We start from the raw sequence: 22508 nt of genomic DNA on the forward strand, positions 1-22508 counted from the left end.
ACTGTGTATCGTGCATCCAACAGAGAAGATGAGAGCGAGGAGTTTGCTAAGTGATAGCTCTTAAAGCGCTGGTTTGTGCTAATCCCCTTGCGCAGCCGTTTCACCACCCGGCTGTATGGACTCGGATTGCGCATATCGTGCCAGCACCTTGGCAGCAGTCTCGGACATACGCTCCTGCAGAGCCGAATGATCGATGATGCGAACACGTTTACCGAGAAAACGCATTTTGGACAACACGTAATCGACCTCGTTTCGCGGAACAGTCAGCAGAATCCGGTATATATGACTCGCTTCGTTATATATAACCTCTCTCTCAAAGCAGGAGAAGGCATACAGTATTCGGGACAACTCCGCATTGAACTCAGGCAACACCTCGATGGTGATCGACGTTTTACGTTTTTCCGTGATCAGGGCGATGCTAGCTTTGTATCGTGATGCGGCCTCCGGTTTAATGGATCTGGCCTCAAGCTTGGTGATGCTATGCAGCTTGGTAGACATTAATCTGGCAAAGTGCGGGGCATACCAGAGCACATACCATTCCTTTTTGACCATGGAATATTCCAGCTTATACGGGAACCCGAACTGCTCCTGGCTTGTGCGTCCGCTACGGATACGACCTGTCATTTGAAACCCTTCGCCGTTTAGGATCATCTGCCGTAACGGCCTCAGCAGGGGATGAGAGACACTGCTTTCTTCACTTTTGGCTTTTTCCGTCAGGTAATCTTGCAGATTCAAGTGCTTTTCCCCGTCCAGCATGTTGTTTAGTTTGGTCAAGGTTGCGGGGGTTAAGGCTTCTTGTGCAGCCGGATGCTCCATCATCATACGGAGCCAGGCTCGCTCCTGCGAAGTCCAGGTGAACAGTCCGGTTTCATTCAGTCTCGTCATGATCTGGTAGTTGAACATCTTCTCGAACAGGTTCATAATACGCCGCAATCTCCTTCCATTCTTCGATCATTTCCTCACGCAGCTTACGCGGAGCCAGAATCTCACAGCTTGAGCCAAAACTGCGTAGCCAAGGTTTAATCTCTGTTGTACCGTTTACTTGAATTTCATACAAAAAGCTATGATCCGTTTCGGGTGTAATGATTCCCCATTGTCCTTGCAGCCGGACGCGATCCAGAATAAAGTTACGCTGACCATCTCCCGGGTGGAAAAAGCGTGCTTGCACCGTCACGGTGCGGCCTGTATCGACAAGCCAGCTGTACCGGCTGATGTCAGCCCATTCTTTTTTCAATGCAAGCATATGCTCTTCTTCAATAGGCTGAAGCTCCTCCAGCTGGGTGATGCCCTCCATCCGAAACTTCACGAATCTCCGCCGACTCTGATAACCGATGACATACCAGCGCCCATACTGGTGATCATAAACGACTTCAATCGGGATGATCCGATTGGAGCTTCCGCCAGCCTCGCGTTCAAACTTTGGATTCGTATTTTGCGAGCTATAGCTGGATGGTTTCTTCGGTGAAAAATACTGAAACTGCACACGTCTTCGCTGACGGATCGCTCCAAGCAGGGTGTACAGATGGGCTTCGTCCAGAATGCGTGAGTAATAATGATACTTATAAATATATGGCTCCGTCGCTTCTTCTTGCGGATAACTGGCTTTAATTACTTTTTTCATACTATCCCGCAATAGATATCCTTGCACCGATGGAACCTGTGTGTTCGCCATCATATCAACGAAGTCGTATAACTCCAGCTGTTCTTCCGGGGTAAGCCGTGTCAGTACATCCTGCTGTAACGAATAACGATAAGGACGTCCGCCCGGCTCTTTACGAATAACACCGACTTCCTCCAGATATTTGAGATCCGAACGGATCGTTTTCTCATCCGGCAAGGCCAGTTCTTCCGGCAAATCGGCACAGCAGGCATCCAGTAATTCCATCGCGGTCAGCGCGGAGTCTTGAAGGGTATGTAAAATGACGGATAAGCGCTCCACTTCGGTTTCTTTCATGGATTTGGCACGGAAAAGAAATAGTAGCAGAGGCTCGGCAGACTCGCCGTACTGGAAACGAACAAGGTCGGTCATCTCTGAGCCCAACTCACTGTCTGTGCGTTGATTGGTCAAGCTCTGACGAATATCTCGCAGCTTGCGCTGTGTTTTATCAAAGGTATGTACAGAGATGCCAAGCCGTTTGGCATACTGCTGACGGTTATATGCGCCGCTGGTCAGAGACAGCATACGCAGGAACTGAATTTCTTTATCAAAGCTTTCTTTAGCCATGTGTCTCACTCCCGATTGGACTATGTATTTTTCATTGTATCAAGATAAACGCCTGTTTTCATGGCAAAGTTGCTTGAAATTGTTCTAAGTTACGTCAATCCACGCCAAGTTACTGCAACTCACTCTAATTCACGCCAAGTCGCCATACTTTCACCATGTTCGTGGTTGATGGTTTCCATGCATAATAAGGATGTGAAGCGGGGCAGTGAATTAGCTCGGCTGATCTGATTTCCGAGGCGCCTGGGAGGGTTACTTCGACTGTTAATCGACCAGGTCGTTGGTTCGAATCCAATCGCCGCCGGTTATGGCGGTGTAGCTCAGCGGTAGAGCAGGTAAAACCTTCCCCCTTTTTCCTCGGAAACCTTTTATTAGAAACGAAGAAATGTTGACCAACAACGTTAGATGTTCCACATAGATGAAGCACAGCATTTTACGCGTAGGGAGGTTATGTGCGATGAGTAGAGCCAAATCATTATTTAATACACCTCAATCTGTAGTACATAATCATGATGGATATGCAGCTTATGAGCGATTGGTCGAGGAACAATATGTACAGATGTTGACGACGAATACGCTTAACAATACGTTTTATGCGGATGAACAACAGCTGATGCAAGAAGCGGGAAGCAGCCATCAGGAGATGGCGGAACTGGATGCAAACTTCATGGCGAAGGCTTTGGTATATGCTCGGAATGAAGCTTTCATGCGGCTTCAGCCTTTGTATGGGCTCGCCGTATTGTCCAAGATTAATCCGGAGCAGTTCGCAAAAGTGTTTGCTCATGTAGTGAAGACGCCAGCGGATCTGGCTGATTTTCTGACTATCCTCAGAGGAAGCGGGCGGGGAGAGGGAGGGCGCGCAGTGAAGCGTCAAGTCAATCAGTTCCTGAACGAAATCAGCGAATACTGGGCGATCAAATATAATGGACGAGGGCGTGGGTACAGTCTGGGAGATATGATCGTCACTGCACATCCCAAGCCGAAGGATGAGAAGCAACAAGCCTTATTCCGTTATTTGCGGGGGCATGAGACCAGTCTGGTGGACCTTCCGCAACTTCAGGCACTGGAGAAACTGAAAACGACACGTAACCCTGCCAGTCAGCTTCATCAGATTGAAAAAGGGAAACTACCTTATTCGGTCGTGACCTCGATCCTTCAGCCGACGCGTCCGATTTGGGAAGCTTTGATGCTCCAGATGCCGATGTTTGCGCTCCTGCGTCATTTAAATACGATGGATCGTGCCGGAGTTTTTGCCAAAAAGAAAAATATCGCTTACGTCACACGTCGTCTGACGGATGCCGAGGCATTGCGTCAATCGCGGATATTACCTTTTCGCTTCGTCAAAGCTTATGAGATGGTTGAGCGGTCAGAACTCCGGGAAGCGTTGCAACAGGCCGTGGAGCTATCCGTGCACAATCTACCACGGTTGCCGGGAAGAACGGCTATTTTCCTCGATCGCTCAGGCTCTATGCAGGGAGACTACTTACGTATCGGTTCCGTGCTCGCACTGGCGCTATACAAACAAACTCAGGGCAACTCCTTGTTCTGGTTGTTCGATCAACAGGTCGAAGATGCCCGCCCGAAGCTGGACGAGGGTATTCTGGCGCAGGCATATCGAATTCGTGCACAAGGCGGAACCGATACAGGAAGGCCTGTACGAGAGCTAAGAGAGTCTCAAGAGACGGTGGATCGCATCATTATGATTACGGATGAGCAACAGAATGAGGGGAGTCCAATGTATGCCGAGTTAGAACGATACCGACGCGCCATGAATCCGGAGCTGAAGGCATTCATTGTAGATATTACCCCTTACCGGCAGGCTATGGTTCCGCCGCGGGATGGTCAGACTTTTTACATCTATGGCTGGAGCGAAGCCGTACTGACATATATTGCAGAGACAGCAACAGGGTATGAGACGATTGCCGAGCGTGTACGGAAAAGTCAATTTTAAATGAAGGAAGAGAAGGAGGAGGGGGACAGATATGAGTGAGGTGGAACAAACAATGAGAGACATCATCGCGAAGCAGCTAGCGCAGATCGAGCAGGAGGAGCAAGTTCGCATTATTTATGCCTGTGAGTCAGGCAGCCGGGCGTGGGGATTTCCTTCGCAGGACAGTGACTACGATGTGCGTTTTATTTATGTCAGACCGTTGGAGTGGTATCTGTCGATTGAAGAGCAACGTGATGTGATTGAACGTCCGATCAGCGACCAGTTGGATATTAACGGATGGGATATACGCAAAGCGTTGAAGCTGTTTCGCAAGTCCAACCCGCCGCTGCTGGAGTGGTTACAGTCCCCGATTCAATATGATGAGCAATATAGCGTCGCCGAGCAGATTCGGAGTCTGTCGCCGCTAACGTTTTCACCGAAATCATGCTTGTACCATTACCTGAACATGGCTAAGGGAAACTTCCGTGATTACTTGCAGGGCGAACAGGTAAAAATCAAAAAATACTTTTATGTGTTGCGCCCTTTGCTGGCCTGTGGCTGGATTGAACGTTATGAAACCATGCCGCCGATGGCTTTTGACAAACTCGTTGAGACCTTGGTTCCAGCGGGCACACCTCTGTATACGGAAATTCATGATCTGTTACGCCGGAAAAAAGCCGGAGACGAACTGGATATGGAGCCGCAGCTTCCGGCCATTCAAGCGTACATTACGGCTCAAATTGCACATGTAGAGCAACTGGCTACCGAGATTCAAGGACAAGCGACTGTGGAGATTGAGGTCTTAAATCGGATATTTCAATCAGCTGTACAAGAAGTTTGGGCATAAATGAATGGATGGAATTAGAACTCACAAAATGGGTTGAAGATCAACGAAAGGAGGAGAAGGTATGCATTTGATTGTAAAAGCATGTGGAGTAAACGCAGGGGTTGTATCCCACCTGCTCGCCAAAAATCCGAATAATGTGTATGACCGGACAGATAAAGGTGTGCGTGTTCGGATGGTCTACACCAAAGCGAGTGAGCAAGAGACGGAGGTGTTGATTCATGCCGAGCCTGATCCGGTCGATCTCGTTAGAGGCACACCGGATGGATATGATATCACACAATACATCAATGACCGTGAGTTTGTGACCAGCAGTTTATTCTGCTCTTACATACGGAATGCGCTGGGCACAGCTCTGAATGGCAAACCGAAGGAAGACTATGTGCGATGGGTGGATCATGCCTTTGAACTGGAGCTGAAGTTTGGCCCGGTTGCCTCTGATCTGCCTGACCGTGTGGTGGAGGAGCTGTTCTCCTGTTTGGGATATGACATTACGGTGGAACGGGGAGAGTCGGCGTATTCGTTTGACCTGAAAAATCGAAGTACGGTTCGTCACATCACCCTGCGAGGTAAACAAACGATACAACAGGCTTTACGTCAGCTATTTCTGCTCATTCCGGTGCTGGATAACTACAAGCATTATTTCATCAGTGAGGATGAGATTGATAAAATCAACCGTTACGGTGAGGGTTGGTTAGATACCCATCCGCTTAAGGGACTTATCGTTAGGCGTACGCTTCATTTTGCCGAACTGATTCGGACGTATGAACGTCTGCATGGCGCGCTGAATGATCGGCCTTCACGATTAGAACAACAAGCTGAGGAAGCAGAAGGTGATCTGAAAAAAACATTAAAATCGGAGTCGGCAATATCCAGGCATGAGGATAAGAATCCGAATGCAGACACAGTTCGGGCCACAAGTGCAGATCGAGCTGATGACTCGTCCGAAATACCTGTACGATTAAATGATCTACGTTACCGCGCGATCACGGACATTGTGGATTCTTTGCCTGAAAAACGCCGTATTGTGGACATGGGGGCAGGTGAGGGGAAGCTGTCTGCACGTCTCGCTTATATCTCGGGGGTGGAATCAATCCTTGCTGTTGAGCCATCGGGTCAATCACGTTTGCGGGCTATGGAACGTTTCGCCAAGATGCAGGATCGGGCAGGGGTTCAAGCTATGCCGGAACCGATGCTTGGTTCTCTGTTTTATTTTGACGAGCAGTTACAGTATCAGGATGTCATGATCTTGTGTGAAGTGATTGAGCATATTGAGGCATATCGTCTGAATGGCATTATGGAAACGATTCTGAAAGAGTATCGGCCGCAAGTGCTACTGGTTACTACTCCGAATAAGGAATATAACGAAGTGTATGCGATGGAGCAAGAGCAGTTCCGTCACCACGATCACCGCTTTGAATGGACACGTGAGGAATTCAATGGCCGATGTGCGGAGTGGGCAGAGAAAGGCAATTATGCTTACGAGATCAGGGGTATTGGTGAGGAAAAGGAAGGCTACGGACAGCCGACACAACTGGCGATGTTCACACGGGGAAAGGAGGAGCATGTATGAGAAACGAAAGGCAGACAAGTGCGGGTGATCACCATCGTTCGCACCACGAAACAGATGGAGTGCAGCGACAAATCGCAAGCCATACGCAGGATAGACAGCGAGAGATTCAACTGCCGCATGCAGGCATCGTAGTGCTGATTGGTCCATCGAACAGTGGAAAGAGTACACTGCTTGCAGAACTTGTGGAAAAGGATGTCATCCGCGCTACCGAGGTCGTCTCGTCCGATCAGTTCCGCATGTTGGTAGGCGACGACGAGTATGTGGAATGGAGGCAACGGCCTCGTAGTGAAGCGGATGTGCTGTATGCAGATTACCAGCAAGTATCGGCCAAAGCATTTGAAGCGATGGAAGCCATACTCGCCACACGTTGTCGTCTGAACAAGCTGACCTGGGTGGATGCGACTCATCTGTATCCCGAGGATCGCGGACGGTTAATCGAGCTGGCACGCAAATCCCATGTCCCTGTTATCGCGGTAGTACTGGATGTACCGGAGCATGTATTACTTGAACGTGATGATCAGCGTAAACATCCGCGTGGCCGTCAACGCGTAAAACAACAGGCACAGCAATTCAAACGTACGCTGCGTGCGATCCGTGATGAAGGATTCGATGCCAGTTATGTGCTGAAACATCCATATCCTGTGACCTTTGTACGCACAACGAATCCGTTGATGTTAGACATGGGAGCGGGGATTGATATCATTGGCGATATCCACGGTTGTTATGATGAAATGATAGAAGTTGTTCAACGTCTGGGATACGTCGCTGAACAGGAAGATGGCCTGATGCGCCATCCCGAAGGGCGGAAGCTCGTTTCCGTCGGGGATGTAAGCAGCCGTGGACCGGAATCGTTAAAATGTTTGCTTTTCTGGCAACAACACTGTGCCGCTGGTCTTGCTTATATGGTTGACAGTAACCATGGCTGGAAAATTGCACGTTATCTGGACGGCCGTGATGTCACCTTAAGTCATGGGGATGAACGGGTGGAAGCTGAATTGCTCCAGCTTGAACAGGAACAAGGCAGTGAAGAGGCCAAAAGGGTATGGGAATCGTTGAAGCATTTTCTGCTGAATGCACCTTCTCATCTAGTGTTTACACGGAATGGAGTAAGACAAGTGGTTGTCGCCCATGCCGGGATACGGGACCATTTTATCGGCAAACAGTCCAAACGCATTCAGGATTACTGTCGATATGGCGATGTGGAAGGAACGGATGATAAGGGGCGGCCCGTACGTAAAGACTGGTACGTGGATCATACGTCCGGTGAATGCATTGTCTGGGGACATGATCCAAGGCCATACCCTACGATTGTGAATGATACGGTGAATATCGATCAGGGTGTTGTGTTTGGCGGTATGCTCACGGCGTGGAGAATGCCGGAACGGGAGAGTGTTAGTGTACCGGCGAAGCAAGACTATGCCCAAGATCCAGACAGTCCGTTGAAACGCTGGAATCAGCAACGGTTTGCACCGCCCAACATCCGCAAGTTCAAGGACGGTTTTACCGTTCAGACGGGTTCGCGGTTGAATGTCGCTGTGCAGGGAGAAGTGGCGCAGACGGCACTGGATACCTTTTCTCATTTTACGGTGCCACTGGAGGAACTCGTCTATATCCCGCCAACGATGAGTCCACCGCCGGGTGAATGTTCGGTAGAAGGTTTTATGGAGCATCCGAGGGATGCGTTCCGCTATTACCGTTCTCAGGGCGTGACCCGTATGGTAGCAGAGAAAAAACATATGGGTAGCCGAGCGATACTGCTTCTGTTCCGCGACGAACAGGCTGCATCGCAGCGAGTAAGCAGACCGATGTTGGGGAGCATCGTGACACGTACAGGCCGATCCTTTTTTGATCCCGAGACAGAACAAAAGGTGCTCACCAGATTACATGCAGACTTGACCGTAAGTGGTTATTTTGAACGGTATTCCACCGAATTTGTATTGCTGGATGCAGAGATTGTACCTTGGAACCTGAAAGCGCGGGAGCTTATTGCATCTCAATATGCGCATGTCGCTGAGGCAGCGCAGATGGATCGCAGCATTGTGATGGACAAAATTCGCGAGGCTATGAGCGCGGGCCGCCACGTCGCGGACTGGTTACAGGAAACAAAGGTTAAACTGGCGAATGCGCAGACATTCCGGGATGTGTTCCAATATTATTGCTGGGATGTGCAGGATATTGCTGACATTCGCATTGCACCGTTTCATACGCTGGCTCACAGTACGGGAACCTTCTGGGAGCGTACACATGAGTGGCACATGCTACAAAACCGTGAGCTGGCTCAGTTGTCGTCGCTGATGATGGAGACGGAATACCGGATTATTGCGGATGAAACGGATGAGGAAGAGGTCATTCGCTGGTGGGAGGAAATGACGGCTGAGGGACATGAGGGGATCGTCATCAAACCGGAGACATTCCGCAGCTGGAATGGTAACAAAATGATGCAGCCTGCGCTCAAAGTTAGAGGACGTGCCTATTTGCATCTCATCTACGGCATGGATTATTTGGCTCCTGAGCATGTGTCCCGTCTTCGCAAACGTAAAACGTCCAAAAAGGAGCGACATGCTCTACTTGAAAGTGCTTTGGGCATGGAAGGGATCGAACGTTTTGTGCGAGGAGAGTCCGTAGAACGAATTCATGAATGTGTGCTCGCCACATTATCGCTGGAATCGGAACGCGTAGATCCTCGTTTGTAGGTCGTGGTTCATGAACGAACTTGAAAAGGAATGTAATTGGATGATCTTCCATCCAGTTCCATTCCTTTTTTGCGTTGTACAGTTTTATCGGTATATACCGTTTGTACTTCGCTTTCTTTCTTTGTTTGGTGAAGCCTGGTGTTGGTGTTTTTGTATAAATAGCAACTTTACATGCACCGATAGTAATGGTGAGTTTTCCAATAAAAGGACTCAGAAAGGAAGCGAAGACCATGTTTAAACGGGTAGAAAATGAATTGGAGTTTGCCATGTTCAATGGGATATGGACAACGGTATGGAATGAGAAAGGATTTGAGTTTGAGTTCTCAGAGGTGTTTCTGGAAAGATATGTGGTGGTTACGGAGGAAGGCCATTATGTAGGTTCGATTGAAATCAAACCTTACGCCGAAGATAGTTCCATGAACGAAATCGGTCCCTTTCTGGAGCATCCATTGATTCAGGCAGAGATGGGGCATATTGCAGAGATCGATAAACTTGCTATTTTATCTACCTTTCGGGGGCGATATGTTACTGATTTATTATCTGCGATCGTTCATTATGCAGAGAAGCACCAGATTAGTTATTATGCCATGTTACTTGAACCGGTGCTGATGAGAGCTTTGCGCATCTCTTACCATGTGCCGATTCAGAAAGTCGGGGGGAGAGTATTCTATAAGGGGGAGGATGTGATTCCATCCATAGTGAACGCTCGGGAAGTATATATGAATAAGGAACGGTTTACATGGCTCATTGATCCAAGACATAATGTGATAAAAAAATACAAATAACTTCATGTAACAACATTAATTCGACATTATTTTTGTTGTGTTTAGTGTATATTTTCATTAAAGTCGCTATTTCAGCGACTTTTTTTCGTTCCCAGACAACAGTGCTTATCTCAATATATAAATTGCTTTATGGTATAATAACGAGTTAAGAACAGGAATTTTTTGGTCAAGACGGTTTTTTCTAAAAGTGACGGGTTAAACTCTGGATGAAATGATAGGGTGATCGGGATGAGAAGACTTGAGTCTGGTATGACGGTAGACAACGAATGTTTTTCTGATATTTTAAGGTATGAAAACGAAACGATAAGCGGAACGACCGTAACAAACTCGAATGTTGGTTCGCCTATATTCTGGAATTGCACTCTGCATCAGCTTGTATTTGATACCTGTGATCTTACGAATGCGAGATTTTTTGAAGGTAGCACAGTGGATCAATGTACATTTATTCGGTCCGACTTGCGCTCTGTTGGCATTGGCAAGGGCGAAGCCGTGTTCACCAATTGTGAATTTACCTCCTGTGATCTGAGAGGCATGACATTGGAGAATGCTACGTTTATCGACTGTACCTTTGTTAAATGTAGATTCAATGATCGAGTTTTGCAAGTTGCAAATATCGTCAATTGTTCTTTTGCTGGCAAGTTAGTGGATATTACGTTTGAGGGAAATGGTAAACAGAAGCTAATCGTCAATTTAGAAAACTGCATTCTTGACGGTGTTCGTTTTGTAGGCTGTGACCTGACGCAATGTATTCCGCCGAAGTCCAAAAACCATCTGTATATGGAAAAGGTATCCCTACGTGTGAAAAATGCTTTAATGAAGATTGATGATGACCTTGATCTATCTGATGATGATCGGAAAGTACTGATACGCAGTCTGCGCAAGCTTGACGGTATGGAACAATATATTTTTAACACGGCACATATGAAGAAAATATATGGTGATGTTTTTGTTGAGCGATTTTTTAGTAGTCTGGAATCAAACTAGTTGCTTGGTATGATGAAAATGGAGGCCTAAGGGCCTCTTTTTTTGTAAGAAAGATGGGATTATTGAATCATTCTGATAAACCAAAGCCCTATATCTTATCTCTCTATTCTAGGTAATAATTATAAGAGGATAGAATAGCATTGGAATCTCACTACGTAACGAGGGGGTAACCTGTATGGCGTCATTGATTTTGCTGGTGAAACAGACGGAGGACGATGAAAAGGTTATTTATCGATTCGGACCGAATGAGCGGAAGATGGGACTCATTGAGATGAACAAGATCAAGGAAAGTGTGAAGGAACTAGAGCCTGTGCAAGTGGATGGAATCAGTCCCAGCTTTTTTTTCAATAAGGCAGCTCAGTGGCTGGTAAGATGTTTGTTCAGAGAAGGCGGCAAGTTTCCAGACCGAACCACGGTTGAATCATAGTCTTTCGTAAGTCTTCTCATAAAAAGGCCGACAGACCATTGGGATAGTATCAGGTGATAACTGAATTGGCGTATCATAGAAGAAGTTCAAGTGCAACGACTCATCGCTGCGCTTGGACTTCTTTGTATTAGATATACTTTAATGATGAGAGACAGGGGATGCAAAGCGATCGATCCAAGTCCGCAATTTATGACGAAAGGATGGTTTGGAAATGCTTTAAATTGTTTAAAGAAATGAGGCAATCAGCTAAAGATGATGATCTTGATAGATTCACCGGATGGAAGCTCGTGGCTGATCGGATTACCGAAAAGGCATATTTGGAAGAGATGAACATTAGGAATGGATCCTATCACGGGTGGCTCACCAGTGATTTATGGTAAATGGAACGAGAGTGTGTACCGAAGAATCACTAACGTTATGTGAGTTTTTTGCTGTAAGAACTTACTTTGGGAAGTAATTGGAGATAGTGTATACATAAAATTGGAGGGGATAATTTGTTGAAAAGAAAGTCAATTAAATCATTTTTTCGTATTAAAGCTCTAACCATGGGTCTGGAAATTATCAGAGAAGATGATTCTATAACAACTGACATGAGTGCTAACCCAACCAAACTATATTTTACATTTATATAATAATATATAATATTATATAAATTATAAATTTGATTATTTAAATAAGAGCAGCTAATCCTATTGATCAGCTGCCTTTATATTTCTTGTCGAGCTAACTTTCCCGTTAGCTCAATAGGGCCACGAAAGAGTTATTTTTATATTGAACTTTTTTGTTGTGATTGGTGAAACTCTTGTTTATCTGGAACATTTTTGTATGGACAGACTAAAAACTACTTTTGGAAATTGCGGGATTTTTTCTCCCTTATGCTTAAGAACAGTTGAGTAAGCACCAGTAAAACACCAATAATCAATAGAGTTACAGGGAAAAGGGTGTATTTAAAGGCGAAATAATTTAAACTTTCTTCTCCACCAGCCCCCAAAATACCAATAGGATAAATATTAGAGAGTAACCTCAATATAAAAAACATAGAGACAGAAAAAGAAATACATACAAATCCAGAAATAAGAAACAAATTATCAATTCCTTTCTTTTACACTATTGTAATTATTAAGGAGCAATGTTATGGTTATATATGTATAATGACATATAATAATGTGAGGAGCAAGCAAATGAAGAAAAAAATGACTGTAATTGCTTTAACAGCTGTATTCTCTCTCTCATTAGGAACTTCTGTTTTTGCTCAAGAGGTACCTAGTCAAGATGCAACGTCAGAATCAATTAATTTACAAAACATTCCTACGAGAGAGGGAGGAGAGATTACAACTCTCGCTCTTTGGAATGTCGTGACCAATCAAGGATACCAAGGTTTATCATATGGTGCATGGGTTGATGGAGTTTCCGGCCCCGGACCAGGAACATTAACACTCTCAAAAACTGTCTCAGTGAGCAATACTTACTCCGGAACACTGACTGCAAAAGTTGATGATATTACTGCTGCAGTAGGTTTTAGTATCTCAGCAACCAACAGCACAACGGCTTCTTACTCTATTAAAGTACCTAATGGTAAAAAGTATAAAATTAGATATCGACCAGTATATCAGATGTACAAAGCTACTCAATATACTTACAGCACTGATGTCGGAAGCTCAGTATTACTCAGTACGGACGTTATTTACCCTAAGAAGTATGCTTATTTAGAATATGATTATGTTGAAATTAAATAATCTATAAAATAATGAAAATGAGAGTAGGGCTATCGAGCAAAAAACGCTAGCCTTACTCTCACTTATTTTTTCAAATATTACATATGTTTAATAGTGTAAAATGTTCAGAAAAAGTGATGAAAATTGTGTTGAATGTGATATGCTTCGTATTTGACTATCCTTGTAAAAAAATAGACTGTTATTAATGGGACAGAAGAGTTTAAATTGTTTTTCTAAGATATTTGTTCTGTCTACTCTTCACATACTTAGAGTATACATAAAATCATAAGAATCAATGACACGTTGGTATAAGGTAGGCCATTTACCTCGAAACTCATATACTAACGATTACTCAATAACGAATACTTCTGTTGTCATCAGTCAGATTAGATATTAAAATCTGATGATTACCTCCCTTATTTTCACTCATTTTTATATATGGATAACCTTTATGAACTTGAAACTGTTCAAATCCATTGATCTACAGTTCCTTTCCATAAATTCCAATAAGTTTCATTTCTTTGTATCTGAAAGTAACCTCCTGAATCATAAATGGTATACTGACAACCTCTTTCACCCAATCCTGCGATGAAAACCTAATATTCAATTTAACCTATAACCCATCAATCTTTTGGCCATTTCTTTAGGTGGGAGATCCGGAAGTTCTTCAACGTACTGCAGCAAAGCTTTTTTCCTGCTTAATCGATTTAATTCATCCAACATTAAGTAATCTCTACAGCTCACTTTGTCCTGTTTATCCTTGCCAGTTTCAGTTAGAGGGTTATTCATATCAATAGTTCCTCCCCAAAGAAAAAAATCAGAGGTGAAACGGGATTTCACAACGAATAGTAACCTTTTGACGCGCGAAACAGTTCTAAGGTTGGATCAGAAATGATATGGCCTTAAGACTTTATGTCTATAACCGGGACGAATGAAGCTAAATGAAAAAAGCCCACTAACTCTAATAAGGATGTGAGCTTAGGTTAATTATTTAGAACGTTTTGGCATACGAAATCAGTGCCGTAATCGTAATAATATTAAGTAGAGTGGAGATCAGCACCGTCTGGGCAGCAAAATCAGGCTCGTTGTCATATTCCTCGGCAAGAATGGAAGAGTTCACTCCGGTAGGCATGCCCGATGCGATAATGAGTGCCTGAGCCGCTATGCCTTCCAGTCCGAGTAGCAGCACAATGCTGATGCCGATTGCCGGACCAATCAGCAGGCGCAAAAATGTGCTAATATACACATCAAGACGATATAAACGAATCGGGTATTTCACGATTTGTGCCCCGAGAGTCAGTAGTGCAACGGAAACCATACTTTGCTGTGCATAGGTGAGTGGCATGGACAGAAATGTAGGTAAAGGCAGCTTCCACGCCTGAAACAAAATGCCTAATAGTAGCGCATAAGGTACTGGCATTTTCAGAAAGCCGATAATTACCGCACGGTAGTTGCCCTTTAGCTTCGCGCCTTGGATCGACAAAACACCATAAGTGAAGGTGAGCAGAGCCTGCAAGGACATGACCAGTGCCTGAATGGAAGAGGCGAGCGGGTCACCCCGGAATACCAGTGCGTTAATCGGTAGACCATAGTTGCCTGCGTTATCCAGCATGATACTATTGTTGAAGGCGGCTTTCATGCCTTTGTTCATACGGAACGAGCGGGATACCACAGAGCCTATAATATAGAAAATGAGTACATAGATCGCGTAAAAAAGCGTAACCGTGCCAAGCAGCTCACCGGACATATTTGAGTGATACATGCTCATAAAGACGGCTGCGGGGGTAATACAATAGAAATTGATTTTGGCGAGGGTGTACAAGTCCAGCTTGAACACCTTTTGCATCCAGGACCCGACAGCAATCAGGAGAAAGACGGGCAGGACGACTTCTAACATGATGTCTGCAATCATTGGTTCAACTTCCTTTTTCATGAAAATTTCAGTTCTTTACGGAAAACACTTCGATCATTATATCATTTTATACACAGCTACATGGAGATTTGGTCAAAAAAGTTCAGGAGGTGTTTCCTTATGATCCCGGATCATCTGGATACTGGCTTATCGATTTTGTTTATTGGATTCAATCCCAGCATTACCTCGGGAGAGACTGGCCATCATTATGCGTACAAAGGCAATCGTTTCTGGCGCATTCTGGAGCGTTCCGGGTTAACCCCGCGTTTATATGATGCAACAGAGGATGGTGAACTATTGAAGCTGGGATATGGTTTCACCAATATCGTAGCCCGTCCAACGAAAGGCATTGAGGATATTACGAAGGAAGAGTATGCGGAAGGGCGCGAGATTTTGCGGAAAAAGCTGGAAACATACCGGCCGGATATCGCTTGTTTTGTCGGCAAAGGTGTATACACCCAGTACAGCAAACGCTCCAAAGTTGAATGGGGATTCCAGGATGACCCGGTTGTGAAAGAGATTCAGGAGTTCGTTGCGCCTTCATCCAGTGGACTTGTACGCATGTCGATGGATGACATTGTGGCAATCTATGCCCAGCTTGCGGATTTTGTGGCTGAGAAGAACGGTGCAGAATAGGAAAAATCGGCGTACTTCACGATATCATTCGTAGATTTGAGTTCACCCCGTTCGGCGATGGCCGGAGAGGGTGGATTCTTTTTTTTTGACGATAAAGTGAGAAGTTTCAGGGAGGGCTTCCGTCTATATAGTACAGAACCATGCATGGACGCTGTAGAGAAGGGGGATTACATGACACATCCGATACCAGAGGAGGAACTGATTCAGCGCATTATAGATGGGGATAAACAGCTGTTCAGCGTGCTCGTGGATCGATATAAAAATAAAGTCTACGGCATCATACGCGGAATGGGCGCAAGTCACCCGGATGCGCAGGATCTCGCACAGGACACATTTATTCGGATCTATCGATATATGCCGACCCGTAGAGAAGGCAGCAGTTTCTCGGCGTGGGTGTATACCATTGCGGTGAACATCATGAGGGATCATATGCGGAAAAAGATACCGATGATGACCGCCGATCAGGAGATCGAATCCGTCAGTGAAGACACACCAGAGAAAAGCTTGCTACACAAGGAGATGAAGCGGGAAATCCATCTTCAGCTTGAACAGTTGCCGGAAACGTACAAGCTTGTACTGCTCTTGAAATACACCAATGAGTTGACCTATGAAGAGATCGCCACAATTACAGATATGAGTGACGCACAAGTGCGTAATGCACTCTATCGAGGGAAGAAAATGCTGAGAAAGCAGATGGAACGCAAAGGAGGTTTATCGACCTATGAAGCCTATTTCAAGTGAGCAGGACAAGAAGCAGGATCGCAAGTGGGAAGAGGAGCTGTTCCGCGAGGGGCCGGATGTAGATTTTACATTACAAGTGATGCAGAAGCTGGATCATGTGTCTATGGAAGAACCTGACGTGCAGGTACCATGGGAAACCAAAAAGTCGCATAAGAGGACATGGATTTATCGAACGGGGATCGCCGCAGCGGTTGCGGTACTGATTGCAGGAGGAGCTTGGGCTGCTTGGGATCAAACAACGGAAAAGCCAGTTCAGCCGCCTGTAAACGCCGTAAATATTCCTCCTTTGCCCAACATTCCCGTCCCGAAAGTTCTGAGATATGCCAACTTGTCAGACGACTACAAACGGCTTCAACCGCTTGGGCTTGTCGTGAACCCGAACATTGATATCGATGATCAGGGGTACAAACTCAAGATTGAAGATGTGCTTGTAGACGGTTCCCAACTTATACTTATGTTGCAGCAAACGGCACCTGATGGCACAGGAATGTATCTGCTGGGCTCGAAAGTGGAGGATATCCACATTACAGATGAAAAGGGGAATAATGTTGCTGAGCTTGCGCGTGATACAAGGCAAGGGAATGGTGCTTTGAATAAGCTGGTGTTTCAGTTAGATCGAGACATCCCTGATGAAATAACGGTTCGTGGAGATTTCGGGCATTTAGATGTAGGAGATGGCTATGGCTATGATGTGAATACCAAAACCTATACGGATAAAAAGGTCTCCGTAGACTGGAGCTTCGAGTTCAAACTGGATATGACCCAAGCCAAAGTAATGTCCAAAGAAACGCCGATGAATACGTCCTATACAACACCGGAAGGGCTGGAACTGGCTATGACACAATTGGTGCAGACGCCAAATGGAACCCGGCTTGATCTGGAAGTGAATCTGAACGACGAGCTTCGCGCTAAAGCAGGAGAAGATTGGGCGAGGGACATGGATATTCTGTATCATATTGAAGTGAAGGACACGGGGGAGTATCGTATTTTCAACGGGGGCAGACCCAATGCGCGACAGGCCAAATTCCGTTATCGAGATTTAAGTCAAGTGAGTTCAGGAGGCCCACTTAAGATATCGGAGACATGGGACCCGTCTTTGGTGACACTGAATGCAGACAATATTCGCTTTGTCCTGGACGGTTACACGATACCTGTGAAAGAGGGACAGACGATGGACGTTGATCTGGATAAAGCTAGTAAGGAATCTAAGTTCTATACGTTTGCCTCGTTTAATCAACTTGGAGATCAGATCGATCTGCGTAGGTTTAATTATCAGCGTGGACTGTCATCGAATGGCCAAACAACGGGTGGATCGGGGAATGAAACTTCTCTTGTGCTGGAAGGAAGCGCTTTGTTCCAAAATGAGTTTTATGGTGATGAGTGGGTCGCAACGGACTCAACAGGGAAGGAGTATCCCGTTGAGATCATGGGGACTAGAAACCCAGCCAATCTGAATGAACAGTATGTTATCGATGAAGTGAAGCTGATTGTTATTGGTTTTAACAAGGATAAGGGGACGAAATTGACGTTGAAACGAACCGTGGTGCATCGTGATTTCGGGGATGTGGACTGGAGAGTAAAACTTGCGAGTGATTCAAGTATGCCTTGGGATCAATAAACATCTTCAATTATGAATTATAAAGAAAAGAGCCTTGCATCATTAATAATGCGAGGCTCTTTTTTTGACGTAGATAGAAAATTAAGCCGAATCCCTTGGAATCAATGTGGTGGATAACATGACCGTCTCTTTCGGTGTACCTGGGCGTTCGATTCGACGCTTCAAAGCCTCGACGGCTCGTTGCCCAAGTTCTTCTTTGCACAAATGTACCGTAGTCAGCGGGGGAGATGAGGTGGCAGCGGTGTACACATTGTCAATTCCGATGACCAAGCAATCCTTAGGCGTGGATAATCCCATATGCTGAAGTTTGTGCATCCATTGTAAGGCGATATCGTCATTCGCGCCAATCCACGCATCGGGGCGTTCTTCAGCAGGAAGTCGCTCGATGGTGTCAGCGAGCTTGTTCACCCATTCTCCGTTTTCATAGGCTACATTCCAAGCTTGAAAGTCCACTTCTTCCCTTGCCTCGGTATAAAAATGATTCAAAGCCAGCTCGATTCCAATCTTACGCTGTGCAAAACTTGCGGCACGTCCGTCATCGGTAATCAGACCGATGCGTCTGCATTGCTTCGACAGGAGATATCTGGCCGCAGTAATGCCAGCTTCCAGATTATCATGACTGATCGTATCACAGTTCAGCAAAGGCTCCTGATGATCGACCAAAATCATGGGGTGGCCTGTCTGTACCAGCGTTTGCAGCACGGTATGCGGAAAAGCGCCCATAACGATAATTCCGGCACAACGTGTCCAGTCGAGATGAGGTGCGATGGCTTTTTCAGGTGAAATCTCCTTGCCCGGTAAGTCCAGTGAAGGTGACACAATGACGTGATGCCAGCCTTGCTCGTTACAGCCAGAGATGATGCCTGACAGCACACGCTGCCAATAGTGCGGCTCACCCCGGTTAAGCTGATTCATACATATTAGGACAAATGGAGGTTCGATTGCATGAGCCTTATTGGTATTGGCAGTATGGCTCGCCGAGCCGGGTATATTCTGGCGATACCCGAGTGCACGGGCAAGTTCCAGAACCCGTGCACGCGTAGATTCGCTGACACCGGTTTTACCGCTGAGTGCGCGGGACACGGCATATTTGGATAACCCCAGCTGGTCAGCTAGCGTCTGGATCGATACTTTTCGAGACATATGATTACTCCTTTTATGTACAGATGGATAAACCTGATTTTATCAGTAGGTAAATGACTTGTGTCATATGGGTAGCCGATTGAATAGGAAACTGATTAATTGTGAATTGACGTGCTTACATGGAACAGGTAAACTTACAGGATAATAACGTTATTATAAATTATAATAACAAAAATAACAATAGTCCTATTGAAAGGTTATTCTGTCATTGGAGTGCAGATGTAAACTCTTTAGTTGGGCTAACTTATAAAAAAGGAGAGGACTCCCATGGATCAGTTCAGATTACCTAAAATTCCGATGCCCGAGTTGGAATTACCCCAAGCTGTTCGTGATGTTTTGGCTGAAGCGAATGAGCATTTGAAGCACAGACCGAAGCTGCTGGCTCAGTTCCATAATTGTTTTCCGAATACGCTCGAAACGACCACTAAGCTGTTAGATGACGGTACAACCTTTGTTATTACGGGAGATATCCCCGCCATGTGGCTCCGGGATTCGGTGGAGCAAGTGACCCATTACGTTCCGCTGGCGAAGCATGACGCGCAGTTGCAACGGATTATCGGAGGGCTGATTAAACGGCATACGTTCTATGCAGATATAGACATCTATGCGAACGCTTTTAACGAAACGGCCAATGGCTGGCACTGGGACGCGAATGATGAGACAGAAATGTCACCTTGGGTATGGGAACGGAAGTTTGAACTGGATTCGTTGTGTTTCTCCATGAAGCTGGCCTATACATACTGGCGTGAGACTGAACTTACAGACATCTTTGATGAACGTTTTAAAAAGGTCATGGAGCAGATCGTGCACCTGTGGGAGACGGAACAGCGTCATGTAGAGCAATCTCCGTATCGTTTCATGCGGCGTAACTGCCCGGCGCACGATACACTGCGTAACGAGGGAATGGGGATGCCAGTAAACTATACGGGCATGATCTGGTCAGGCTTTCGCCCAAGCGACGATGCCTGTGATTTTCACTACAATATTCCGTCCAATATGTTCGCCGCGGTGACGCTGAGCCAGATGGGGGAGATTGCAAAATGGGTGTTCCGTGACGAACAGCTGGTGAGCCGTATGGCGCGCCTGGAGGAGGAGATCCGGCACGGCATTGCCCTGTATGGTACCTACCGTCATCCGGTGTATGGTCAGATTTACGCTTATGAAACGGACGGATATGGCAACGTCTGTCTAATGGATGATGCGGGCACACCAGGACTGATGTCGATTCCGTATATCGGATATGTTTCCGTGGATGATGTGGTGTATCAGAATACACGGCGTTTTATTTTGAGTAAAGAAAATCCGTATTACTATGAAGGAACAGCGGCCAAGGGCATCGGTAGCCCGCACACGCCTCCAGGGTATATCTGGCATATGGCATTATCCATGCAAGGACTAACGGCAGACAATGACGCCGAGATGCTGGCCATGATTGATTTGCTGGAGAACACCGACGCGGGAACGGGGTATATGCACGAAGGTTTTCATGTCGATGATCCGCACACGTATACGCGTCCATGGTTCGCATGGTCCAACAGTTTGTTTGCGCAACTGGTGTACAAGGCGATGAAGAAGCGTATTTTGTAGGTGAATAAAAACAGCCGTTCCAATGTTGGAACGGCTGTTTCCTTATGCTACAGGAACCTTCGTTACTTGAATAACTTATACCAGTATAAAGTGGTATCGATATTAGGAGTATAGGACTGCTTGAGTGTGTCGGCTCCACCTAGTACGAAGCCCTGTTTCACATAAAATCGGCATGCACCCAGATTGTCATCTTGTGCTTCGAGGGACATTCCAATAAGATTTTTTTGTTTTGCCCATTCTTCTGCTTTATGGAGGAGCAGCCTTCCGACTCCGCTGCCTCTATACTCTTTTTTGGTCGCAATGTTTTCAATATAACAGAAGCGATTCCAATCCTTAATGATTCTAATCTGTCCTATACAAACCTGATTCATATACGCTAAAAACAACATTTTATCGTTCTGGTTGATATATTCGTCCCAATCCAGGTTGTCATCCGGAAAACGCGTTTCTTTCGGTTCATCAAAAAGAACTTCTTCATAGGACCATTGTCCAGCTTGTAAACTGGGGATGATTTTACCGAATAACGTAAAATCATCGTTTGTCGTATGGATATCATCTATTAAGTCCGCATTTAATGGAGAAATAATAATTTCACTTTCCCTATCCAATAAGTCTCACTTCCTTTCTCATTCAAGATGGCTCACCTGTTGTTTTCAATAAATCTGCAATCCATACCTTTTGTCCGGTACGTGCGCTTTCAAGGGAAGCGAGCACCATAGCCATGCTGTACTGGTTGTCACTGCAATCCGTTTCGGGCAGTCGACCTTCTTCAAGTGCAGCAAACATCTCTTCAAGACAGCCGTGGTGTCCGGTTTTGTCCATTACAGGCAGTTCGGCTTCGATTCGTTCAGCACGCTGGAGGAAAGATGGCTTGCCATCAGCCTCCAGCGCGAGTGTGTTGACCACTTCAGCATAGATGTTGTCATGACCATCCCAGATGGCGGTTCCTTTTTCACCTGTCACACGCCAGCTTGCTTCCCAGGATGTAGGCACACCCTCGGTACACCAGGACCCCCGATAATCGAACACAGATCCGTCGGACATCTCGAAAATACATATCGCCATCGCATTGCCCTTATACCAGGAACCTGGAGGGTTGAATTCATGACAGTACACCGACACCGGATCTGCACCAAGGATATAACGCGCCTGATCAAAGGTATGTATCGCCATATCCAGCAAAAGCGGGCTGTCCATGAGGTCGCGGAAACCACCAAAGTGTGCCCCAATAAAGAAGTCCGCTCCTGCATATCCCGGCTGTCCAATCGTTCCGCTGGAAATGAGCTGCCGATAGGCACGGATGCGAGGATCGAACCTGCGATTCTGCATCACCGCTTGAATACGTCCTGTACTGCGGGCGGTATGCACAATGTCCGTACAGTCCGAGAAGGATTCTGCCAGCGGTTTTTCGCCAAAGACGTGACAACCTGCCTGTAGTGCGGTCATCGCAATATGATAATGGCTGGAAGGGATGGTCACATCAAATACGATGTTGGCATCGACAGCTTCAAGGGCATCGCGAATATTCGTAAAGGTTGGACAGGATAAATTGTGTCGCTTGGCAAATGATGATGAAGCTTCCTCGTAGAGATCAACGAGTCCCACGATTTCCGTATCTGGTCGTTCTTTGGCATAGTCCGCCCAAGTGTTTGCCATTGCCCCGCAACCTGCGATGATAACCCGATAAGGGTAGGTCATG

General features: G+C 46.0%; 19 protein-coding genes and 1 tRNA gene. 13 read left to right on the plus strand and 7 right to left on the minus strand.

Annotated features, from left to right (window positions below; genetic code table 11):
- Positions 1-78 precede the first annotated feature (78 nt).
- Positions 79-903 (minus strand): WYL domain-containing protein, encoded by an 825-nt coding sequence (locus MKY23_RS05565; protein WP_339836125.1) that lies wholly within the window; start codon positions 901-903, stop codon positions 79-81.
- Positions 869-2224, minus strand: coding sequence for a WYL domain-containing protein (locus MKY23_RS05570; RefSeq protein WP_308722371.1), 1356 nt, complete (start codon positions 2222-2224; stop codon positions 869-871). The genes MKY23_RS05565 and MKY23_RS05570 overlap by 35 nt, the downstream gene beginning before the upstream one ends.
- A gap of 201 nt (positions 2225-2425) precedes the next feature.
- Between MKY23_RS05570 and MKY23_RS05575 the strand changes: the two genes are divergently transcribed.
- The 9 genes from MKY23_RS05575 to MKY23_RS05615 all read left to right on the plus strand — a co-directional run bounded on the left by MKY23_RS05575 (position 2426) and on the right by MKY23_RS05615 (position 13193).
- Positions 2426-2525: transfer RNA gene (locus tag MKY23_RS05575), tRNA-Asn, on the plus strand.
- A gap of 153 nt (positions 2526-2678) precedes the next feature.
- Complete coding sequence (locus MKY23_RS05580) at positions 2679-4172, plus strand: TROVE domain-containing protein (RefSeq protein ID WP_339836129.1); 1494 nt, start codon at positions 2679-2681, stop codon at positions 4170-4172.
- Between the two features lie 31 nt (positions 4173-4203).
- Positions 4204-4998 carry a nucleotidyltransferase domain-containing protein gene (locus MKY23_RS05585; protein WP_339836132.1) on the plus strand — a complete coding sequence of 265 codons (795 nt, stop codon included), beginning with the start codon at positions 4204-4206 and terminating at the stop codon, positions 4996-4998.
- 61 nt (positions 4999-5059) lie between these two features.
- A complete protein-coding gene (locus MKY23_RS05590) occupies positions 5060-6568 on the plus strand; it encodes a methyltransferase domain-containing protein (RefSeq protein WP_339836135.1) in 1509 nt (502 codons plus the stop codon).
- A complete protein-coding gene (locus MKY23_RS05595; RefSeq protein WP_339836138.1) occupies positions 6565-9261 on the plus strand; it encodes a polynucleotide kinase-phosphatase in 2697 nt (898 codons plus the stop codon). The genes MKY23_RS05590 and MKY23_RS05595 overlap by 4 nt, the downstream gene beginning before the upstream one ends.
- 230 nt (positions 9262-9491) lie before the next feature.
- A complete protein-coding gene (locus MKY23_RS05600) occupies positions 9492-10046 on the plus strand; it encodes a GNAT family N-acetyltransferase (protein ID WP_090917803.1) in 555 nt (184 codons plus the stop codon).
- Positions 10047-10274: 228 nt separating this feature from the next.
- A complete protein-coding gene (locus MKY23_RS05605) occupies positions 10275-11030 on the plus strand; it encodes a pentapeptide repeat-containing protein (RefSeq protein ID WP_339836141.1) in 756 nt (251 codons plus the stop codon).
- Between the two features lie 175 nt (positions 11031-11205).
- Positions 11206-11457, plus strand: a complete 252-nt coding sequence (locus MKY23_RS05610) for a hypothetical protein (RefSeq protein WP_090917806.1) — start codon at positions 11206-11208, stop codon at positions 11455-11457.
- Positions 11458-12638: 1181 nt separating this feature from the next.
- Positions 12639-13193, plus strand: a complete 555-nt coding sequence (locus tag MKY23_RS05615) for a hypothetical protein (RefSeq protein WP_154959822.1) — start codon at positions 12639-12641, stop codon at positions 13191-13193.
- Positions 13194-13775: 582 nt separating this feature from the next.
- On the opposite strand, the gene MKY23_RS05620 is transcribed toward MKY23_RS05615, so the two are convergent.
- Both MKY23_RS05620 and MKY23_RS05625 read right to left on the minus strand, forming a co-directional pair.
- Positions 13776-13961, minus strand: a complete 186-nt coding sequence (locus MKY23_RS05620) for a hypothetical protein (protein ID WP_221787721.1) — start codon at positions 13959-13961, stop codon at positions 13776-13778.
- A 202-nt stretch (positions 13962-14163) separates the two neighbouring features.
- Positions 14164-15084: an AEC family transporter gene (locus MKY23_RS05625; RefSeq protein WP_339839249.1), complete on the minus strand. Its 921-nt coding sequence runs from the start codon at positions 15082-15084 to the stop codon at positions 14164-14166.
- A 120-nt stretch (positions 15085-15204) separates the two neighbouring features.
- Here MKY23_RS05625 and MKY23_RS05630 point away from each other — a divergent pair, with 120 nt between their 5' ends.
- The 3 genes from MKY23_RS05630 to MKY23_RS05640 all read left to right on the plus strand — a co-directional run bounded on the left by MKY23_RS05630 (position 15205) and on the right by MKY23_RS05640 (position 18079).
- Positions 15205-15720 carry a mismatch-specific DNA-glycosylase gene (locus MKY23_RS05630; RefSeq protein WP_339836146.1) on the plus strand — a complete coding sequence of 172 codons (516 nt, stop codon included), beginning with the start codon at positions 15205-15207 and terminating at the stop codon, positions 15718-15720.
- Between the two features lie 171 nt (positions 15721-15891).
- Positions 15892-16461 (plus strand): sigma-70 family RNA polymerase sigma factor, encoded by a 570-nt coding sequence (locus MKY23_RS05635; RefSeq protein WP_339836149.1) that lies wholly within the window; start codon positions 15892-15894, stop codon positions 16459-16461.
- Positions 16442-18079 (plus strand): hypothetical protein, encoded by a 1638-nt coding sequence (locus MKY23_RS05640; protein WP_339836152.1) that lies wholly within the window; start codon positions 16442-16444, stop codon positions 18077-18079. Before MKY23_RS05635 ends, MKY23_RS05640 begins: the two co-directional genes overlap by 20 nt.
- An 81-nt stretch (positions 18080-18160) precedes the next feature.
- Here MKY23_RS05640 and MKY23_RS05645 read toward each other — a convergent pair whose 3' ends face one another.
- The gene (locus MKY23_RS05645; protein ID WP_339836155.1) at positions 18161-19222 is read right to left on the minus strand and encodes a LacI family DNA-binding transcriptional regulator; all 1062 of its coding nucleotides are present in this window, start codon (positions 19220-19222) and stop codon (positions 18161-18163) included.
- Positions 19223-19489: 267 nt separating this feature from the next.
- Between MKY23_RS05645 and MKY23_RS05650 the strand changes: the two genes are divergently transcribed.
- Complete coding sequence (locus MKY23_RS05650) at positions 19490-20809, plus strand: glycoside hydrolase family 125 protein (RefSeq protein WP_339836157.1); 1320 nt, start codon at positions 19490-19492, stop codon at positions 20807-20809.
- A gap of 62 nt (positions 20810-20871) precedes the next feature.
- Here the strand turns inward: MKY23_RS05650 and MKY23_RS05655 are convergent, their stop codons facing one another.
- Both MKY23_RS05655 and MKY23_RS05660 read right to left on the minus strand, forming a co-directional pair.
- A complete protein-coding gene (locus MKY23_RS05655) occupies positions 20872-21417 on the minus strand; it encodes a GNAT family N-acetyltransferase (protein WP_339836160.1) in 546 nt (181 codons plus the stop codon).
- Positions 21418-21439: 22 nt separating this feature from the next.
- Positions 21440-22507: a Gfo/Idh/MocA family oxidoreductase gene (locus tag MKY23_RS05660; protein ID WP_339836163.1), complete on the minus strand. Its 1068-nt coding sequence runs from the start codon at positions 22505-22507 to the stop codon at positions 21440-21442.
- Position 22508: the final 1 nt, after the last annotated feature.

Source organism: Paenibacillus sp. FSL R7-0272 (assembly GCF_037969905.1).
GTDB lineage: Bacteria > Bacillota > Bacilli > Paenibacillales > Paenibacillaceae > Paenibacillus > Paenibacillus polysaccharolyticus.